We start from the raw sequence: 15,934 nt of genomic DNA, 5'->3' as shown, positions 1-15,934 counted from the left end.
AAGAGATTTTCGAAGAGTATTACCTTTTCATAAGTTTTTTTATCTATTTTTCCAAGCCTGGTAACGGGTATCAATCAATAATTGAGTAAGGCGTCCCAAGGTTTCTCTTTCTTCTGGAGTGAGGGATTGAGCTTGGACGAAGAGATGACGAATGTGTTCGATAGCCTTTAAGGAAGCCAAGTCATTGATAGAAGTAATACCAGAATCAAGAATGGTGCCAAAGAAAAGGTCGAAGTAAAGTTGAAGTTCCTCGTCAGGGACTGTGGCTACCCACTCCTTGAAGGTTATGTCTACTTGTTGACTATCGCTGTTGGTCTTATCCAGTTGGATGAAGTGCTTGTCCTCAATCTGCCAACTAAAGGTATCGTGCTGGGCAATACCACCCAGGGCAGTACTTTGAACGATGATTTGGTGAGCAGGGATTTCCATCATCATACCGATGATGGAACCTTGTGGGATAAAGACCTTGGTTCTATCCATTATCCTTTGATATCCCTCAGTTTGTGTCAGTTCTTTGTGGAGACCAGGCGCATCAAAGGTATAAACTGCTGTGATTTGATCTTGCAAGTTTTTCTCAATTTGACTAGCAGCATAGATAGCTAAATTTCCTCCCTTGGAATGCCCAGTCAGAATGACCTTTTGCTTAGGATGTTGGGCAAAAAAGTTCTTTAAATAGCGAAGAGCGTGCTTTTGAGCAGGAATTTCCTTCATATAGGTCAGGTGGAAATCTTCCTTCCAGCCAATGATACTGTCATCTGTCCCACGAAAGACAATCAGATAGGTATCGAGAGTGAGGCGGTAGGTCATAGCCGCAAACTGTTTTTGAAGCTCAGGGTCGATGTCGTTGATAAAATGGGAGAGTTTGCAATTTTTGAAGCGTTTGTGTTGAGCTAGTTCATCTAATAGCTGGAGGCGATTTTTGCTGGTCAACATGTTAGGCTCCCTTGGAACCTGAGGTACCAGGTCTAAAAGTCGCTGAGGAGCTGTGGAGACCAGATTATCAAAGGAGAGGTAGGTTGTTTCTGTTAAGGCTAGAATGTCTAATTCGTTCAATGGAAGGTCGTAAAAGGAATCGTGTGCGACATCTTTCAGATAGTCAAAAATATTAACCATGATAGCTCCTTTCTTTTTATTTATCTTATCAAATTTCCCTCAAATTATCTAGTAGGATTGCCTCACTATGTTGGATAAAAACAAGCTATTTCAAATTCAGTTTCAGACCTTCCAGCATGGAAAAATCTGTTATAATAATAGAAAAGGAGGAGCGCATGCACAAGATTTTATTAGTAGAAGATGATCAGGTTATTAGTCAACAAGTCGGGAAAATGCTCTCTGAATGGGGATTTGAAGTGGTTCTGGTAGAAGATTTTATGGAAGTTTTGAGCCTTTTTGTCCAGTCGGAGCCTCATTTGGTTCTCATGGATATTGGACTGCCCTTGTTTAACGGCTATCACTGGTGTCAGGAGATTCGCAAGATTTCCAAGGTACCCATCATGTTTCTGTCTTCGAGAGACCAGGCTATGGATATTGTCATGGCAATCAATATGGGGGCGGATGACTTTGTGACCAAGCCTTTTGACCAGCAGGTTCTTTTAGCCAAGGTTCAGGGCTTGTTGCGCCGTTCCTATGAGTTTGGGCGTGATGAGAGTTTACTGGAATACGCCGGTGTGATCCTCAATACCAAATCCATGGATTTACATTATCAAGGCCAAGTCTTGAATTTGACCAAGAACGAATTCCAGATTTTACGCGTTTTGTTTGAGCATGCGGGTAATATTGTAGCGCGTGACGACCTGATGCGGGAACTTTGGAATAGTGACTTTTTCATTGATGACAATACCCTATCTGTTAATGTGGCTCGTTTGCGTAAAAAATTGGAAGAGCAGGGCTTGGTAGGATTTATCGAAACCAAGAAAGGAATAGGGTACGGATTGAAGCATGCTTGATTGGAAACAATTTTTTCTAGCCTATCTGCGCTCCCGTAGTCGTCAGTTTGTCTATCTGCTTTCTTTGACGTTTCTGGTTTTGCTCTTTCAGTTTTTATTTGCCAGTTTAGGAACTTACTTTCTCTACTTTTTCCTGCTGTGTTGCTTTGTAACCATCTTATTTTTCACTTGGGACATATTGGTGGAAATGCAGGTCTATCGTCAGGAAATTCTCTATGGGGAGAGAGAAGCCAAGTCTCCTTTGGAAAGAGTTTTAGCAGAAAAATTAGAAGCGCGTGAGATGGAACTTTATCAGCAGAGGTCAGACGCAGAAAGAAAACTGACGGATTTGCTGGATTACTATACCTTGTGGGTCCATCAGATAAAGACCCCCATTGCAGCCAGTCAACTCTTAGTTGCAGAAGTAGCCGACCGCCAACTGAAGCAGCAATTAGAACAGGAAATTTTCAAGATTGATTCCTATACCAATCTAGTTTTACAGTACCTGCGTTTAGAAAGTTTCCATGATGATTTGGTCTTAAAGCAGGTTCAAATCGAGGACTTGGTCAAGGAAATAATTCGTAAATATGCTCTTTTCTTTATTCAAAAAGGCCTAAATGTCAATCTACATGACCTTGATAAAGAAATCGTGACGGATAAAAAGTGGCTACTAGTGGTTATTGAGCAAATCATCTCAAACAGTCTCAAGTACACCAAGGAAGGTGGTCTGGAGATTTATATGGACGGGCAAGAGCTTTGTATCAAGGATACGGGAATCGGGATAAAAAACAGTGATGTCCTCCGAGTCTTTGAACGTGGCTTTTCAGGATATAATGGCCGCCTAACCCAGCAGTCATCTGGACTTGGACTTTACCTATCTAAGAAAATTTCTGAAGAACTAGGTCACCAGATTCGTATCGAGTCTGAGGTTGGAAAAGGAACGATAGCGCGGATTCAGTTTGCTCAAGTGAACTTAGTCCTTGAGTGAGAATAGACGAAAAAGCCTCCGGACTGGAGGCTTTTATGCTAGGTTCTTATTTCTCAACGCGTGATTTGTTGGCTATATCAGCTAGGATAGCTCCAACAAAATCATCAACTGAGACAGTTTGTGTTTCTTTTTGGCCATAGCGACGAACGTTAACAGTTCCGTCTTCCATTTCCTTGTCTCCAACAATCAATTGGTAAGGAATCTTGCTGGTTTGTGAAGCACGGATCTTGAACTGCATTTTTTCATTGCGCTCATCTACGTCTGCACGGACACCGCGGTCACGGAGTTTCTTCGCCACTTCCCAAGCGTAGTCCACGTGTTTTTCGTTAGATACTGGGATGAGGGTTACTTGGTGTGGTGCCAGCCATGTTGGGAAGGCACCCTTGTAGTTCTCAATCAAGATAGCTGTGAAGCGTTCCATAGTTGAGATAACCCCACGGTGAATCATAACTGGACGGTGTTCTTCGCCATCAGCTCCGATGTATTTAAGGTCGAAGCGTTCTGGAAGTAAGAAGTCAAGTTGGATAGTAGAAAGAGTTTCTTCTTTTCCAAGAGCAGTTTTAACCTGGATATCCAATTTTGGTCCGTAGAAGGCTGCTTCGCCTTCGGCTTCAAAGTAGTCCACACCCATTTCATCAAGGGCTGCACGAAGCATAGTTTGTGCATTTTCCCACATCTCATCGTTATCAAAGTACTTGTGAGTATCTTGAGGGTCACGAAGAGAGAGGCGGAAGCGGTATTCAGTCAAGTTGAAGTCTTCATAAACATCGATAATCAACTGAAGAGCACGCTGGAATTCTTCTTGGATTTGTTCTGGAGTAACGAAGAGGTGACCGTCGTTGAGTGACATTTCACGTACACGTTGAAGACCAGTGAGGGCACCAGATTTTTCATAACGGTGCATCATACCGATTTCAGCGATACGGATTGGCAACTCACGGTAAGAGTGAACATGGTGTTTGAAGACTTGAATGTGGTGCGGACAGTTCATTGGACGAAGGACAAATTCTTCCCCGTCACCCATGTCCATAGTTGGGAACATGTCTTCTTGGTAATGATCCCAGTGACCAGAAGTCTTGTAAAGTTCAACAGAAGCAAGTGGTGGAGTGTAAACATGTTGGTAGCCAGAAGCCAACTCCTTGTCTACTATGTAGCGTTCCAACTCACGACGGATAGTCGCACCATTTGGCAACCAGAATGGAAGTCCTTGACCAACCTCTTGAGAAATCATGAAGAGGTCAAGCTCTTTACCAAGTTTACGGTGGTCACGTTCCTTAGCTTCTTCACGCATTTGGAGGTAGTTTTTCAAGTCTTTCTTGTCAAACCAAGCTGTACCGTAGATACGTTGCATCATAGCGTTGTCGCTATTTCCACGCCAGTACGCACCAGCTACATGGAGAAGGTGGAAGATTTGGATACGACCTGTTGATGGAACGTGAGGTCCACGGCAGAGGTCTACATATTCACCCTGACGATAGATAGTCAAACCGCCTTCGTCTTCTGAGTGTTCTTCAATCAATTCCAACTTGTAAGGGTCATTTTTGAAGATTTCACGTGCCTCGTCTTTAGTCACTTCTTCACGAATAGATGGGAAGTTTTCTTTGACGATTTTTTGCATTTCTTCTTCGATACGAGGAAGGTCTTCGTTAGAGATTTGACCAGCTGTGTTGTCAGTATCGTAGTAGAAACCATCTTCGATGGCTGGACCAACTCCCAAGTGAATGTCTGGGAAAAGACGACGAGCTGCTTGGGCGAACAAGTGAGCTGCTGAGTGACGCAAGATTGGAAGGGCATCTTCGTGATCAGGTGTCACAATTTCGATGCTTCCATCTTCAGTGATAGCGCGAGTAGTGTCGATGAGTTTGCCGTTGAATTTACCAGCCAAGGCTTTTTTAGCTAGGGAATTGCTGATAGATTGGGCAATTTCAAAAGTTGTAACGCCAGATTCGAATTCACGAACAGCGCCATCTAGGAAAGTAATGTTAATCATGATGTTCTCCTTACTTATATTATTGACGAATGTGTTAACCCTATTCTGAAAACAGGGACAGAGGATTGTGAAAGCTAGAAAAACAAAAAGCGACATCCTCAAAAGGACGTCGCAACGTGGTTCCACCTTCATTTATGTACCTCAAAAGAGAGGGACACCTCTGATTGGCTCTAACGTGGCCACCGTTTTATGTTTGCATAAAAGTCAGTAGAGTAGTATCAGTATAGTCTTTCTATGCGTTCTCAGCAACCACGCACTCTCTAGTAGAAAGGGACTAAGTGACTTGTCTCTACGGATTATTATAGCATGATTGTGAGATTTTTCAAGGATTTTGTGAAAGTTTTTTGTTTTTCATATTTTGTAGAATATGCTTGATGCTAATACCAGAATCCATGCCCACCAGAGCAACTGTTTCATAGATTAGCAAGTAAATTAGTATAAACTCACCAAAGGTTATGATAGTAAAGTAAAAGAGCAGTACGTTACCAACTAACCATCAAAGTGAGAAACGGAAACGGTAGCTATAGAGTAACGATACAATCAAGATTACCAGAGGTGTAAAGAAGAGAAGATTGTTTATATAGAGTCCCTTGAGTGTAAGGGGGTCAGAAACAACTAGTAAGAACAACTCATAAAGTGGCCAATAAAAAGAAGAATATGACCAGATAGTAGGTGAGATGGAAATAGAATTTACGCATGATAATCACCTCGTTTTAAAAAAACAGACAACTTAAATCTCTTGCTATGATTATTATAGCATATTTAAAACAAGAAAGTAAATCTGTTGACAAAGAAGTTAGTTATTGGTAGAATAGTGAATGTCGTAAAGACAAATAACTTCTTCTTGGTTACAGGCATGCCAACCTGTCACTCGGATGAAGCCAAATAAAAAGGAGAAACATCATGGCAATCTCAAAAGAGAAAAAAAATGAAATCATCGCACAATATGCACGTCACGAAGGTGATACAGGTTCAGTAGAGGTTCAAGTTGCTGTCCTTACTTGGGAAATCAACCACCTTAACGAACACATCAAACAACACAAAAAAGACCACGCTACTTACCGTGGATTGATGAAAAAAATCGGTCGCCGTCGTAACTTGCTTGCATACTTGCGTAAAAACGACGTTAACCGTTACCGTGAGTTAATCAACTCTCTAGGACTTCGTCGTTAATCTGCTTTATTTTCCACTTACATTGCGTTGTCACCGCACCTCGATATACTCAAGTATTATCTTCGGTTACGGTTCCTAGCACTGTAAGGTAAAATAAACCAGAATGATCTCCCTTCGGGGAGATTTTTTTGTTCACTAAAATTTTTGTACAATCTTCGGTTTATCGCCTAGTCTATAAACGTTTTATCCAGCAAGAATTATGATGCTAAGGGCGTCAAAAATCCGTATGAAAATAGGGAAAGGACACAGTGTTCGATGAACACAAGGAGTTTCATCTTTTTCACTAGGATTTTAGCCTGGGCTCAAATCAGCTCTCTGACTTCAGAGGGCTTTTTTATTGAGGTTTTATCGGTCACAATTTTGGAGACTACAAAAACATCAAATGGTATCAGCTAATTACACCATAAAGGTGCGTAGCTACTCGGCTTGAAAAGCCGAGTAACTGTCTGCAAGCCCCCTCGGAGAGCCCACACTTTACGAAGTAAAGTATAATATGTTATACTTTACATGGAAGTAGTCACCGAATTCCAGTTAGAAATTACTTTGTAACTACGTTTTGAGGAGGAGTAAAATGCTTTCCTATGTTCGAAATTACCCACTAGCGATAGCTAAATTAATGTGTCTGTGCTCTCCTAAAATCTGCTGATTTATTACTGACTAATACAGGAGGTTTTTTTATGGGACAGACAATCATATCTGCTATTGGTGTTTATATTTCCACCAGTATCGATTATTTAATTATTTTATTTATTTTATTTGCACAGCTATCACAGAATAAACAAAAATGGCATATTTATGCGGGGCAATATCTAGGCACAGGCTTACTTGTAGGGGCGAGTTTAGTTGCTGCTTATGTCGTTAATTTCGTGCCTGAAGAATGGATGGTTGGATTACTTGGTTTAATCCCTATCTATTTAGGGATTCGCTTTGCAATTGTTGGAGAAGGTGAGGAAGAAGAGGAAGAAATTATTGAAAGATTAGAACAAAGCAAGGCAAATCAACTGTTTTGGACAGTTACATTGCTAACAATTGCGTCTGGCGGAGATAATTTAGGTATCTATATACCTTATTTTGCTTCATTAGATTGGTCACAGACCCTCGTGGCCTTGCTTGTGTTTGTAATCGGCATAATTATCTTATGCGAGATTAGTCGGGTGTTATCCTCTATTCCCTTAATATTCGAGACAATTGAAAAATACGAGCGAATCATTGTGCCCTTAGTATTCATTCTACTTGGACTATACATCATGTATGAAAATGGCACGATAGAGACTTTTCTGACCGTGTAGATTTTTTTGTTTCACTAGGATTTTATCCCGAGCTCAAATTGGCTCTCTGACTTCAGAGGGCTTTTTTGTTGTCACCTTCCCTCGATATCTTCAAGTATAATCTTCGGTTACGATTATTAGCACTGTAAGACCAATTATATTTATTTTTCTCATCTTGTTCCATTGTTGAAAATATGGTATACTTTTTATGAGAATTTTCTAAATTTTTAAGATTCTATCAAAGGAGGTTTTCATGCTTTCCAAATTTTCTGGAAGCCGACAAGACCAGCAATTTGTGTTACTTTTAGTTATTTTGCTAGGTATTTTAGGGATTTCTCTCTTTCTAGCAGTTTCAATGGGATCTGTTGCGATTGATCTAGGAGATACCTATCGGATTATTTTGAGCAGGTTGGGATTTCCTCTTGAGATAGGAGAGGTTTCCAAGTCCACTCTTGCCATTGTATGGAACATGAGATTCCCTCGAGTATTGTTAGGTCTGATAGTAGGAGCAGGCCTTTCTATGTGTGGTAGCGTGATGCAGTCTACAGTGAACAATCCTATCGCAGAGCCTTATGTCTTAGGAATATCTGCGGGTGCAACTCTAGGGGCAACCTTGAGCATCATTCTTGGTTTAAAAGTGATGATTAGCCTTGGAGCTTTTCTTGGCGCTATTTTGGCAACAATTGCTGTCCTCATCATTGCCTCTATGCAAGGAAGGATGACGACTTCTAGTCTGATTTTATCAGGAACGGTGATCAATGCTCTCTTTCTGGCTTTTTCAAACTTTATTATCTCAGTTGGCGCTAATGCGGATAGTGTGATGACCATTAAGTTTTGGACCATGGGCTCGCTCGCTGGGACTTCCTGGGCAGACTTGGTCCTGCCAACTATAGTAGTAGGAATAGCCTTTCTATTTTTCTCTACTCAGTATCGTGTTTTCAATGCGATGATGATGGGAGATGAGGCTGCTTTAACTTTGGGAATTCCTTTACGATTTTATTGGTATCTTTATGTGACCATGGTGGCTGTGCTAACAGCAGTATTAGTGGCAACCTGTGGGATTATTGGATTTGTCGGTCTGATTACTCCACATTTAGCTCGAGGGTTAGTAGGAACGAATTACAAGAGGCTTTTTCCTGTTGCAACATTGCTAGGTGCCCTCTTTGTCATCTGGGCAGACGTACTCTCTCGTATCATCATTCCAAACGCAGAGCTTCCTATTGGTATTTTCACAGCCTTAGTAGGTGCTCCCTTCTTTATCTACATTGTTGGAGGTAGGCGAAGGGAGGTGAGGGTCTGATATGGACTTGATTTGTCAGGATATCCATTTTGGACTAGGAGAGAAAAAAATCCTCAAAGGAGTCTCTCTTAAGGTTGAAGGGAATCAATTTCACACGATATTAGGACCAAATGGAAGTGGAAAAACCAGCCTGCTTAAACTCCTCTATCGTCAGGAAAAGGCGGATAAAGGCTTGATAAGTCTAGATGGAAAGCCTCTGGAACAATGGTCACTCAAAGAAACAGCCAAGCAAATGGCAGTTGTCACTCAGTTTAATCAATTGCAGTTTGATTGTACAGTTGAGGAAATCGTCTTGCTGGGAAGAACTCCCCACCTCTCTTTTTTACAGAAGGAAAAGGAAAGGGATTATGCGCTCGTTCAAGATGCCCTCGTTAAGGTGGATATGCTCGAGAAGAAAACTCGTCTCTATTCGTCTCTGTCAGGGGGAGAGAAACAGCGAGTCTTACTAGCCCGCGCCTTGGCGCAAGAACCGACTATCTTGCTCCTAGACGAACCAACCAATCACCTGGATATCAAGTATCAGCTAGACTTGTTGGCCATTGTAAAGGAGCTCAAGGTCAATGTTCTAGCTGTCCTGCATGATATTCAACTTGCTTGTCGCTATTCGGATTATCTCTATCTAATGAAAGAGGGAGAAATCATTTACCAAGGGACTCCAAAGGAGACCATCACCCCTGAGTCATTGCAAACTGTATACGGAGTTCAAAGTCAGGTGACTTGGACCGAGGATCAGCAAGCTATGATTCACTATTTATAAGAATGAAAAGGAAAACAAGATGAAAAAAACACTCAGTATTTTACTCGTGACAGTAGCTACCTTAACCATGGTAGCTTGTGGCAATACTACTACAGAAAAAACTACCACACAGTCTAGTACAGAAACAAGTCAAAAGACGAGCACAGAGACGACTTATCCACTAACGGTCAAAACCCATGACGCGAAAGGGAATGAAGTCGAACAAGTCTTTGACAAGGCACCTGAAAAAGTTATCACAAATAACCTTTCAACTACTGAAATCTTGTTGGAGTTGGGGGTGAAGGATAAAATTGCTGGCATGCTCAATCCAGACAATGCTGTGATGGACAAATACAAGGACGCGATTGCGACGATTCCTCAAATTGGGGATAAAAAAACAGTCTCACAAGAGACAGTCCTTTCTTATGAGCCAGACGCTGTGATGGGTCGAAACATGATGTTTTCTGAAAAATCCTTGGGGACAGTTAGCACTTGGAATGAAAATAAAATCCCAGTTTATACGCAAAAAGCCTCTCTCTCAACGATTCAGCAAGATTTGGGGAATATCGTAGAAGATGTCAAAAATCTTGGAATGATTTTTAATGTTCAGGATAAGGCTAATGAATACGCGGCCCAATTACAAGCTAAAATTGACGCTGTTAAGAAAGCAAATCCAGCAAGCCAAGGTGAAAAGAAAAAGGCTTTGATTATGGTTGCTTATAATGATGAAACCTTCGGTGCCTATAAGTCTGCTTTGCAAGAAAGTTTGCTGAACCAACTTGGTTATACAAACGTTGCTACGGGGACATCAGGCTTGACCTTGGAAAATCTCGTGTCAATGGATCCTGAATTGATTATCTATGTAACCAGCGACCGCAATAAAAAATTGGATGAAAAAGCAGTAGAGTTGATGAAGGCAAATGCTGTTTTGGAAAGCGTTCCTGCTATTAAGAATCAAAAAATCATGACCATCTCTTACGATGAGTTGATGGATTATGGTCCAGCAGTGATTGATTCCCTTGAGAAAATCAATGACTTTATCAATAAATAATGAGTTTGATTGGGAAGGAATTCAAGTCAAAATCAGCCTTCCCTCTAACTACGCCCCCAATCAAACCTATCCAGCTATATTATTGAATGATGGGAACTTGGACTTCCTATCGTCCCTTTCCGAATCTGTGATTTTAGTGGGCTTGATCTCTAAAAATCGCCTAGATGGCTACACGCCCTGGAAGTCATCTGCTCTGAGAGATGGAGCTCCAGATTTTGGAGGTCAGGCCAACGTCTATCATGATCATTTATTTGGAGGTCTTTTAGACAAGTTGCAGTCGCTTTATCGCCTGGACGAAACTCGCCTTGCTTATGGAGGATACTCACTAGGTGGTTTGGCGGCAGTCTACAGTCTTTTCAGCTTTGACAAGGTTTCCTGTGTCTTCTCCATCTGTGGTTCCTTTTGGTATCCTGATTTTGTGACTTACTGCAAGGCAGAGACAGTGAAAAATCTAGACTGTTTGCTGTATTTACAGAACGGTCAAACAGAAGGAGTCAATCATAGCAATCGCTTGGTTCAAGCACCAGTCTATGCTGAGCAGATCCATACCAGTCTTCAAAAATGCTATCCGAACGGCCAGTTTGTCTTTGATCCTTATGGACACCATGAACAAGTAGCTGAACGATTCCTAGCTTTTTCCAGCTGGTTGGCCCAAAAATGGAAAATCGAATAAAAGAGTTATCCCTTGGCTTTTGCCAAGGGATTGTTGTATTTATTTAACCAAGGTTTTCTCTCTTTTTATCTGGATTCCAGATGAAGCTTGCGATAAAGCTAAAGATGATAGTTAGGATAGCGAGGATAATGGCAAGGATGAGAGCAGGGATGCGGATAAACCACCAGAGTGGATTTGGTTTTTTATTATTGTGCCATTGTTTCGTTTCTTCGTCCAAACGTTGAAATTCTGCTTGGATGCGATTGGCGACTGTTTCAATGCCTTCATCATTCATTTTCTTGATATCTGAGATATCGATTGGATTTCCAAAGTTCATATCGACACGCTCACGGCTAACCAAGCCCTTCAAAGTCATGGGACCTGTGTAGGTAACCGGCATGATACGGACTTTGGCCATTTTGGCAATCAGAGCTACGCCCCCCTTGACATCGTTTGAGTGACGGCTTCCACTTGGAAACATGATGAGAGAGCGATCACTTTTTTTAAGAACATTGATAGGGTATTTGATGGCAGAAGCGCTAGGATTTTCACGGTCGATAGGAAAGGCGCCACACATACGAATCCACCAACCAAAGATGCGGTTGGCAAAGAGTTCTTTTTTTGCCATAAAGATAAACTGTTTTGGCTTGGTCGCAAAGGCCATGTAAACAGGATCCCACCAGGTACGGTGAGGGGCAACCAGAATATAATTTTCATCTTGATTAGGAATTTTATCAGTATTATGATAGTGGGCATTGCCATTGATGGACCATAGGAGCAATACAACTAATCCACGTAAATAAGTATAAAACATGCGATCTCCTTCGATTATTTTCTTGTTATTATTATACCTTATCAAAGGAGGGCTGGCAAACTTTTCCCTTGACCAGGTCCATATTTGGGATGAGATTAGAATTCTTTTAGAAAAAATGATATGATAGAATTTATGGATAAAAATAAGATTATGGGATTAACCCAAAGAGAAGTCGAGGAAAGACAGGCTAAGGGCTTGGTCAATGATTTTACTGCTTCGGCCAGTACCAGCACTTGGCAAATCGTTAAACGAAATGTCTTTACCCTTTTTAACGCTTTGAACTTTGCCATTGCTTTGGCCCTTGCCTTTGTGCAGGCTTGGAGCAATTTGGTCTTCTTTGCTGTTATTTGCTTTAACGCTTTTTCTGGGATTGTGACCGAGCTACGAGCCAAACACATGGTGGACAAGCTCAATCTCATGGCCAAGGAAAAGGTCAAAACCATTCGTGATGGTCAGGAAGTTGCCCTCGATCCAGAAGAATTGGTGCTAGGAGATGTCATTCGTCTGTCTGCTGGAGAACAGATTCCTAGTGATGCCTTGGTTCTGGAAGGCTTTGCGGAAGTCAATGAAGCCATGTTGACGGGGGAAAGTGATTTGGTGCAAAAGGAAGTGGATACCTTGCTTTTGTCAGGAAGTTTCCTAGCTAGTGGATCAGTTTTAGCTCAAGTTCACCATGTCGGTGCAGACAACTATGCTGCCAAACTCATGCTGGAAGCCAAGACCGTTAAACCAATCAACTCTCGTATCATGAAATCGCTGGACAGGTTAGCTGGTTTTACTGGGAAGATTATCATTCCTTTTGGTCTGGCTCTCTTGCTAGAAGCCTTGATGTTAAAAGGCTTGCCTCTCAAGTCCTCCGTTGTAAATTCGTCGACAGCCCTTCTGGGAATGTTGCCTAAGGGAATTGCCCTTTTGACCATTACTTCGCTCTTGACTGCAGTGATCAAGCTGGGCTTGAAAAAAGTCTTGGTGCAGGAGATGTACTCTGTTGAGACCTTGGCGCGCGTGGACATGCTCTGTCTGGACAAGACGGGCACCATCACCCAAGGAAAGATGCAGGTGGAGGCTGTTCTTCCGCTGACCGAAGAGTATGGAGAGTCAGCGCTTGCTAGCATCTTGGCCAGCTATATGGCCCATAGTGAGGATAAAAATCCAACAGCTCAAGCCATTCGCCAGCGTTTCCAAGGTCAGGTAGTCTATCCTATGATCTCTAATCTGCCTTTCTCAAGCGACCGCAAGTGGGGAGCCATGGAGTTAGAATGTTTAGGAACAGTTTTTTTAGGGGCGCCTGATATGTTGCTGGATTCTGAGGTACCAGAAGCCAGGGAGGCCTTGGAGAGAGGTTCACGTGTCTTGGTCTTAGCTCTCAGTCAGGAGAAATTAGACCATCACAAACCACAAAAACCATCTGATATTCAGGCTCTAGCCTTGCTGGAAATCTTGGACCCGATTCGAGAGGGAGCAGCAGAGACGCTGGACTATCTCCGTTCTCAGGAAGTGGGGCTCAAGATTATCTCTGGTGACAATCCAGTTACGGTATCTAGCATTGCTCAGAAGGCTGGTTTTGCGGACTATGACAGTTATATAGATTGCTCAAAAATCACGGATGAGGAATTGATTGCTATGGCTGAAGAGACAGCTATTTTCGGTCGTGTTTCCCCTCATCAAAAGAAACTCATCATCCAAACGCTGAAAAAAGCAGGGCATACAACGGCTATGACAGGGGATGGAGTTAATGATATCCTGGCTCTTCGTGAGGCGGATTGTTCTATCGTGATGGCGGAGGGAGATCCTGCGACTCGTCAAATTGCCAATTTGGTTCTCTTGAACTCTGACTTTAATGATGTTCCTGAGATTCTCTTTGAAGGTCGTCGAGTGGTCAATAACATTGCCCATATCGCCCCGATTTTCTTGATAAAGACCATCTATTCATTCTTGCTCGCAGTCATCTGTATTGCCAGTGCTCTTCTGGGACGGTTTGAATGGATCTTGATTTTTCCCTTCATTCCAATCCAGATTACCATGATTGACCAGTTTGTGGAAGGTTTCCCACCATTCGTTCTGACTTTTGAGCGAAATATCAAACCTGTTGAGCCAAACTTCCTCAGAAGATCCATGCTTCGTGCCCTACCAAGCGCTCTCATGGTCGTCTTCAGCGTCCTGTTTGTGAAACTATTTGGAAGTAGCCAAGGTTGGTCTGAATTAGAAATCTCAACCCTCCTCTATTATCTCTTGGGGTCAATTGGTTTCTTATCTGTATTTAGAGCCTGCATGCCATTTACCCTTTGGCGGGTCCTCTTGATTGTCTGGTCAGTAGGTGGCTTCCTAGCTACAGCTCTCTTCCCAAGAATTCAAAAACTGCTTGAAATTTCAACCTTAACAGGACAAACATTATTTGTTTATGGTGTCATGATGTTGGTCTTTACCGTGATTTTCATCCTAACCAGTCGTTATCAAGCTAGAAAATAAAGAAAGACTGCAATCTGTGGATTGCGGTCTTTTTAGGTACAAGATTGCCAGCTGAAATGTGGTATAATAAGAGGTAATAGAGTTTGGAAAGTGAGAGAAGATGATTTCAAAGAGATTGGAATTAGTGGCTTCCTTTGTGCCACAGGGGGCTATTTTACTAGATGTGGGAAGTGACCATGCTTATCTGCCTATCGAGTTGGTCGAAAGAGGGCAAATCAAAAGTGCGATTGCGGGTGAGGTGGTGGAAGGCCCCTATCAGTCTGCGGTCAAAAATGTTGAGGCTCACGGCCTAAAGGAGAAAATCCAGGTTCGTTTAGCCAATGGCTTGGCAGCTTTTGAAGAGCCTGACCAAGTGTCGGTCATCACCATTGCAGGTATGGGCGGTCGTTTGATTGCTAGGATTTTAGAAGAAGGCTTGGACAAGTTAGCTAATGTAGAACGATTGATCCTCCAGCCCAATAATCGTGAAGACGACTTGCGTATCTGGCTACAAGAGAATGGGTTTCAGATTGTGGCAGAAAGCATCTTAGAAGAAGCTGGCAAGTTTTACGAGATTTTGGTGGTGGAAGCAGGACAAATGAAGCTATCAGCCAGTGATGTTCGCTTTGGACCGTTCTTGTCCAAAGAAGTCAGTCCAGTATTTGTCCAAAAATGGCAAAAAGAAGCTGCTAAGCTAGAGTTCGCCCTCGGACAAATCCCAGAGAAAAATCTGGAAGAACGTCAAGTTCTAGTAGATAAGATTCAAGCCATCAAGGAGGTGCTCCATGCTAGCAAGTGAAGTAATTAACGCATATGAAGCCTTTTGCCCTCAGGAATTTTCCATGGTGGGAGACAGTCGTGGCCTGCAAATTGGCACTTTGGACAAGGATATCCAAAGGGTCATGGTGACTCTGGATATTCGTGAAGAAACGGTGGCTGAAGCCATTGAAAAGGGTGTGGACTTGATTATTGTCAAGCACGCGCCGATTTTCCGTCCTATCAAGGACTTGGTAGCTAGTCGTCCGCAAAATCAGATTTATATCGATCTGATCAAGCATGACATCGCAGTGTATGTCAGCCATACCAATATTGACATCGTTGAAAATGGACTCAATGATTGGTTCTGTCAGATGCTAGGAATCGAGGAGACGACTTATCTACAGGAGACAGGTCCAGAACGTGGAATTGGTCGTATTGGGAATGTTCAGCCTCAGACATTTGGGGAATTGGCCCAGCATGTCAAGCAAGTCTTTGGTTTAGATAGTCTTCGATTGATGCATTATCAAGAGAATGACTTGCAGAAGCCTATTTCAAGAGTGGCTATCTGTGGTGGTAGCGGGCAGTCTTTCTATAAGGATGCTTTAGAAAAAGGGGCAGAAGTCTATATCACTGGTGACATCTACTACCACACTGCCCAGGATATGTTGTCTGATGGCTTGCTAGCATTGGACCCAGGTCACTATATCGAAGTGCTTTTTGTGGAAAAAATTGCAGAGCTTCTTAATCGATGGAAAGAGGAAAAATGCTGGACAATCGATATTGTACCTAGTCAAGCCTCAACCAATCCTTTCCACCATATCTAATTAGAA

General features: G+C 42.3%; 14 protein-coding genes and 2 pseudogenes. 11 read left to right on the top strand and 5 right to left on the bottom strand.

Features of this window, described 5'->3' with window-relative positions; translation table 11 throughout:
• Positions 1-39 precede the first annotated feature (39 nt).
• Positions 40-1,113 (bottom strand): DUF2974 domain-containing protein, encoded by a 1,074-nt coding sequence (locus tag HT724_RS07705; RefSeq protein WP_173276198.1) that lies wholly within the window; start codon positions 1,111-1,113, stop codon positions 40-42.
• A gap of 155 nt (positions 1,114-1,268) precedes the next feature.
• Here HT724_RS07705 and HT724_RS07700 point away from each other — a divergent pair, with 155 nt between their 5' ends.
• The gene (locus HT724_RS07700; RefSeq protein ID WP_173276197.1) at positions 1,269-1,946 is read left to right on the top strand and encodes a response regulator transcription factor; all 678 of its coding nucleotides are present in this window, start codon (positions 1,269-1,271) and stop codon (positions 1,944-1,946) included.
• Entirely contained in the window at positions 1,939-2,913 is a 975-nt protein-coding gene (locus HT724_RS07695; RefSeq protein WP_173276196.1) for a sensor histidine kinase, read from the top strand. The genes HT724_RS07700 and HT724_RS07695 overlap by 8 nt, the downstream gene beginning before the upstream one ends.
• Before the next feature lie 46 nt (positions 2,914-2,959).
• On the opposite strand, the gene thrS is transcribed toward HT724_RS07695, so the two are convergent.
• From thrS to HT724_RS10300, 3 genes and pseudogenes are all read right to left on the bottom strand, one after another.
• A complete protein-coding gene (gene thrS, locus HT724_RS07690) occupies positions 2,960-4,903 on the bottom strand; it encodes a threonine--tRNA ligase (RefSeq protein WP_173276195.1) in 1,944 nt (647 codons plus the stop codon).
• A gap of 40 nt (positions 4,904-4,943) precedes the next feature.
• Positions 4,944-5,152, bottom strand: a pseudogene (locus HT724_RS07685) (hypothetical protein).
• A 73-nt stretch (positions 5,153-5,225) separates the two neighbouring features.
• A pseudogene (locus HT724_RS10300) lies at positions 5,226-5,601 on the bottom strand (hypothetical protein).
• A 205-nt stretch (positions 5,602-5,806) separates the two neighbouring features.
• On the opposite strand from HT724_RS10300, the gene rpsO reads away from it, so the two are divergent.
• The 6 genes from rpsO (at position 5,807) to HT724_RS07655 (ending at position 11,104) form a co-directional block, all read left to right on the top strand.
• Entirely contained in the window at positions 5,807-6,076 is a 270-nt protein-coding gene (rpsO, locus tag HT724_RS07680) for a 30S ribosomal protein S15 (RefSeq protein ID WP_001018251.1), read from the top strand.
• A 677-nt stretch (positions 6,077-6,753) separates the two neighbouring features.
• Entirely contained in the window at positions 6,754-7,365 is a 612-nt protein-coding gene (locus HT724_RS07675) for a CadD family cadmium resistance transporter (RefSeq protein ID WP_049487351.1), read from the top strand.
• A 232-nt stretch (positions 7,366-7,597) separates the two neighbouring features.
• Positions 7,598-8,644 (top strand): iron ABC transporter permease, encoded by a 1,047-nt coding sequence (locus HT724_RS07670; RefSeq protein WP_173276194.1) that lies wholly within the window; start codon positions 7,598-7,600, stop codon positions 8,642-8,644.
• 1 nt (position 8,645) lies between these two features.
• Positions 8,646-9,401, top strand: a complete 756-nt coding sequence (locus HT724_RS07665) for an ABC transporter ATP-binding protein (protein ID WP_173276193.1) — start codon at positions 8,646-8,648, stop codon at positions 9,399-9,401.
• A gap of 19 nt (positions 9,402-9,420) precedes the next feature.
• A complete protein-coding gene (locus tag HT724_RS07660) occupies positions 9,421-10,431 on the top strand; it encodes an ABC transporter substrate-binding protein (protein WP_173276192.1) in 1,011 nt (336 codons plus the stop codon).
• A complete protein-coding gene (locus HT724_RS07655; RefSeq protein ID WP_173276191.1) occupies positions 10,412-11,104 on the top strand; it encodes an alpha/beta hydrolase-fold protein in 693 nt (230 codons plus the stop codon). Before HT724_RS07660 ends, HT724_RS07655 begins: the two co-directional genes overlap by 20 nt.
• A 43-nt stretch (positions 11,105-11,147) precedes the next feature.
• Here HT724_RS07655 and HT724_RS07650 read toward each other — a convergent pair whose 3' ends face one another.
• Positions 11,148-11,897 (bottom strand): 1-acyl-sn-glycerol-3-phosphate acyltransferase, encoded by a 750-nt coding sequence (locus tag HT724_RS07650; protein ID WP_173276190.1) that lies wholly within the window; start codon positions 11,895-11,897, stop codon positions 11,148-11,150.
• Positions 11,898-12,029: 132 nt separating this feature from the next.
• Between HT724_RS07650 and HT724_RS07645 the strand changes: the two genes are divergently transcribed.
• The 3 genes from HT724_RS07645 (at position 12,030) to HT724_RS07635 (ending at position 15,928) form a co-directional block, all read left to right on the top strand.
• Positions 12,030-14,366, top strand: coding sequence for a cation-translocating P-type ATPase (locus tag HT724_RS07645; RefSeq protein ID WP_173276209.1), 2,337 nt, complete (start codon positions 12,030-12,032; stop codon positions 14,364-14,366).
• A 100-nt stretch (positions 14,367-14,466) separates the two neighbouring features.
• The gene (locus HT724_RS07640) at positions 14,467-15,144 is read left to right on the top strand and encodes a tRNA (adenine(22)-N(1))-methyltransferase TrmK (protein ID WP_173276189.1); all 678 of its coding nucleotides are present in this window, start codon (positions 14,467-14,469) and stop codon (positions 15,142-15,144) included.
• Positions 15,131-15,928, top strand: a complete 798-nt coding sequence (locus tag HT724_RS07635) for a Nif3-like dinuclear metal center hexameric protein (protein WP_173276188.1) — start codon at positions 15,131-15,133, stop codon at positions 15,926-15,928. Before HT724_RS07640 ends, HT724_RS07635 begins: the two co-directional genes overlap by 14 nt.
• Positions 15,929-15,934 lie beyond the last annotated feature (6 nt).

The organism is Streptococcus sp. k-402 (assembly GCF_013277515.1).
GTDB lineage: Bacteria > Bacillota > Bacilli > Lactobacillales > Streptococcaceae > Streptococcus.
The sequence above is the reverse complement of the archived record's forward strand: the minus strand, read 5'-3'. Positions and strand labels throughout refer to the sequence as shown.